At 62.2% G+C, this 1884-nt stretch carries 2 protein-coding genes and 1 pseudogene; 1 reads left to right on the top strand and 2 read right to left on the bottom strand.

Going from position 1 to position 1884, the window contains the following annotated elements:
- Positions 1-447, top strand: a pseudogene (locus tag J6497_RS40465) (DDE-type integrase/transposase/recombinase); the annotation flags it as partial.
- Between the two features lie 8 nt (positions 448-455).
- On the opposite strand, the gene J6497_RS40460 reads toward J6497_RS40465, so the two are convergent.
- Complete coding sequence (locus tag J6497_RS40460) at positions 456-1160, bottom strand: helix-turn-helix domain-containing protein (RefSeq protein ID WP_225709717.1); 705 nt, start codon at positions 1158-1160, stop codon at positions 456-458.
- A 79-nt stretch (positions 1161-1239) separates the two neighbouring features.
- Positions 1240-1791, bottom strand: a complete 552-nt coding sequence (locus tag J6497_RS40455) for a recombinase zinc beta ribbon domain-containing protein (protein WP_249793985.1) — start codon at positions 1789-1791, stop codon at positions 1240-1242.
- Between the last annotated feature and the right edge of the window lie 93 nt (positions 1792-1884).

The raw sequence follows: 1884 nt of genomic DNA, 5'->3' as shown, positions 1-1884 counted from the left end.
CGAATCAAGTGTGGGCGGCCGATATCACCTATGTGCCGATCGGCCAGGGCTTTCTGTATCTGGTGGCGATCATCGATCGGGCGAGCCGTGCGGTGCTGGCCTGGCGCCTGTCGAACACGATGGACACACCGTTCTGCGTGTCTGCGCTCGAAGAGGCCTTGGCGCGCTTCGGCCGGCCTGAGAGCTCAGCGCGATGCGAAGCATCGTCGCGACAATACCGACCAGGGCAGCCAGTTCACCAGCGCCGCCTTCACCGCCACGCTGGCCGCCGCCGGCGTCAGGATCTCGATGGACGGTCGCGGGCGCTGGATGGACAACGTGTTCATCGAGCGGCTGTGGCGCTCGCTCAAATACGAGGACATCTATCTCAAGGGTTATTCGGACGGCCACGAGGCCAAAGCCGGAATCGCCCGATGGATCGAATTTTACAACCGCGCATCAGAACACCCATTTGTCTATGTTGTTGAAGGGAAGAGACTTTGCTGGCCGCGAGCTGGTCCCGCGGGGCGTCTCACATTGTTGCGCGCCCGCTCGGCGATCGACTTGGCGGCATCGGTCGCAAGCGCGGCCCGCGCAAATATCCAAACGCCATCCGGCAGCGGGCGGCTCGCCTTGATCTCGCCGGCCTCGGCCGCTCGCCGCAGCGTCTTGGACGCTATGTTGAGGATGCGCGCGGCGTCAGAGAGATTGAGCCACGGCTCAACGCCATCCACGGCGGCCTGGAAGACCGGAATGCGATGGTGCGAACGCAACGACGTGACACGTTCGCGAGTCCAACGGTTGCCGTAGCCGGTTTTGAGTCCGTTGCGATTGAGAAGGCCAGCGATCAGATCGTCGCTGGCAATCAATGCCAACTCGCGCACGGCCGCGATGATGTCAGCCGAGGTGCTGCTACGCTGACCACGTCTGCGCTTGGGTAAGCGGATCTCGCTGTGAACGCCGCCTGACCAGTGAACGACGATGACGATCTCGGACGTTGTATCGTCGATATCCGCCACCACTTCGTGAATCATGGTGCGTACGATGCGCTTCTTTAATCGAGAGTCCGTTGTCGGAGCGGACCAGACTGTTTCCAAGTTTGCGCCAAGAAGAGCGAACGCAGCCGGGTCGAACGCCCGCGCCGGAGAAGCCGCCTCATGCGCGAAGATCTTGCTCTCCACTTCGGCGACGCGGGTCAGCGCTTGGTTCCAGCGCGCCCCGAGTTCGCTGGCGACTAGTCGGTTGAGGGGATCAGCGGCGTCATACTGCCGGCGGCATAGCGCGCCGCTTCGAGATCACGGCCAAGAGCCTCTCGTACCTGATCCCGTCGCTCGTTGGCTTGTTCGGCCGCAGCAATCGAAGCAGCGACAGCACCGGGCCGACAACACCGAGGATTGCCTTCTCTATTGCGTCGTCGACGCGCAGGCCTCCAAATGCAATGCAGCGTGGTTCGGCAGTGTCCATCCAGCCGCGCCAGCAGCTGTAACGCGGTATGTGATGCTGCGCACCGCTATAGCGGAGCGTCAGCTTGCGTCCGCAGCGGCGACAACGGATCAAGCCAGCGAGCAAGGCGTCGCCATGCTTGGGTACGCCGTGATGCTGACTCGTCGGCATATTGTTGGAGACCATCGTGCGGATCGCTTCGAACCTCTCCCAGCTGACATAGCCTTCGTGAGTGCCAGGCTTGAGGCAAACCCAGTCGGCGCGCGCCTTACGGCGAATCTTCACGCCTGCGCTCCTTTCCACATATCCCATCGCCGCGGCCGTTTTACCATACGCATATGCGCCGCCGTACACTGGGTTCTCGATCATCCTGTGGAGAGTGGCGTAGCTCGGTCGTCGCCAAACCGTGTCGCCAGTGATCTGCCTCGTCGGAAGTTCGAGGCTTTGCTCTTGGAACCAGAG

Source organism: Bradyrhizobium cenepequi (genome assembly GCF_020329485.1).
Lineage (GTDB): Bacteria > Pseudomonadota > Alphaproteobacteria > Rhizobiales > Xanthobacteraceae > Bradyrhizobium > Bradyrhizobium cenepequi.
The sequence above is the reverse complement of the archived record's forward strand: the minus strand, read 5'-3'. Positions and strand labels throughout refer to the sequence as shown.

What these genes read in the sequence shown, in the direction of transcription:
- J6497_RS40455 (WP_249793985.1), bottom strand. Translation starts at nt 1,791, where the DNA reads ATGATCGAGAACCCAGTGTACGGCGGCGCATATGCGTATGGTAAAACG.